This is a genomic window from Paenibacillus forsythiae T98, assembly GCF_000520735.1.
Classification (GTDB): Bacteria; Bacillota; Bacilli; order Paenibacillales; family Paenibacillaceae; genus Paenibacillus_AQ; species Paenibacillus_AQ forsythiae.
The window spans coordinates 1-1695 of sequence record NZ_ASSC01000811.1; the positions used below are offsets into that span (position 1 = coordinate 1).

Annotated in this window: 2 protein-coding genes; both read left to right on the top strand. The window is 43.2% G+C overall.

Features of this window, described 5'->3' with window-relative positions; translation table 11 throughout:
- Positions 1–578, top strand: a 578-nt coding sequence (locus tag L692_RS0124830) for a nitrilase-related carbon-nitrogen hydrolase (RefSeq protein WP_025702617.1), incomplete at its 5' end; no start/stop codon positions are given.
- A gap of 259 nt (positions 579–837) precedes the next feature.
- On the top strand, positions 838–1500 hold the full coding sequence (locus L692_RS0124835; RefSeq protein WP_025702618.1) for a GntR family transcriptional regulator: 663 nt from the start codon (positions 838–840) through the stop codon (positions 1498–1500).
- Positions 1501–1695: the final 195 nt, after the last annotated feature.

Sequence of the window (1695 nt, forward strand, 5' to 3'; positions counted from 1 at the left end):
CCCTGGCCGTTATCGACGCGGACGGAAGCATTCTGGGCAAATACCGCAAGAGCCATATTCCGGACGGTCCCGGCTATGAGGAGAAGTTCTATTTCAATCCCGGAGACACCGGCTTTAAAGTGTGGAATACCCGGTACGCCAAAATCGGGGTAGGCGTGTGCTGGGATCAATGGTATCCGGAAGCGGCGCGCGTCATGACGCTCATGGGCGCGGAGCTGCTGTTCTACCCGACGGCTATCGGCTCGGAGCCGCAGGACAGCTCCATTGACTCGAAGGATCACTGGCAGATGTGCATGCTCGGCCATGCCGCGGCGAACCTGATTCCCGTTGTGGCCTCCAACCGCATCGGACGCGAGGAGGATGAAGATTCGAGCATCCACTTCTATGGCTCCTCCTTTATCGCCGGTCCGCAGGGCAACAAGATTGTCGAAGCTGGACGTGGCGAAGAGACGGTACTGGTCGGCGAGTTCGATCTGGACGCGCTGGAGACTCTGCGGATCGAGTGGGGCATCTTCCGCGACCGCCGTCCGGAGCTGTATCGCCTGATCGCTTCCTATGATGGGGATTTGACATTTTAATATAACATATTTTTATATAGGGCATTGACCAAGAGGTAACACTCTTGGCAGTGCTCTTTTTTCACAATCGGCAAAAACGTATCATGCGGATCTGGACACCTCGTGTAATATCGGCGCACGGTACGTGCTGCGCAATATACACAAAATCCACCTCTGCAAATTGCCCACACCAAAAAACTGCCATATATTATATTGACGTTACTTGATCAGTTACGTATTATGTATACATAAATCATTGCATAGAAAGGTATGAATTGACATGGATTCAACTAAGTTTAATCTAAAACCAATCGATAAACCTTCCACAACAAAGGAAAGAGTTTACAATGAAATCAAGCACGTGATTTTGAGCGGCTATATTTCTTCGGAAGAGATTTTTACTGAAGTTAAGTTGGCAGAATTACTGAATACATCGAGAACACCCGTTAGGGAAGCTTTGCAGGATTTAATTAAAGAAGGCTTAATCGTTTCAATTCCGCGCAAAGGGATGGCAGTTCGCAGTGTGACTGAAAGTGAAATCGAGCAAATATTTTTACTTCGAACTTCAATAGAAACGAAAATAATCCGAAAACTGGCCAAAATCATTACACCGGAACAATTGAAGATGCTAAAAAATATTTGTAAGCAGCAAAAGGAAGCTATGTTAGCCAACGATGACATTGCTTTTATTAAACTCGACCAGTTATTTCATACTTCTCTTGTTAAATTTGTCGATTTTGAATTAATTGAGCAAGTACTGCTGAATCTTCACAATTTGTCACAGCTTATCGGATTAAGGGCCATTAAAAAAAGTAACCGGATGAACGAGGTATTAGAGGAGCATATGTCTATTATTTCTTGTATGGAAAGCAAAGACGAAGAAAAATCTGGTGAAGCGATGACTTTACATTTAAACAATACAAAACAAACGTTAATTAACTAAATAAGAGAAAAAAATGATGCTGCCCGATCAAGAAAGCGATTACAATCGTCTCGTTCACGAATATATCCCCTCTCATGTAAGATAACCTACAAATTTTTCGTAAAATTTAAAATACTATTGACTAATGAGAACCTGATGCATAGAATTGAGTTAGCTAATCTATATATTCGGTGAAAAACAAATGGAATAATGTGG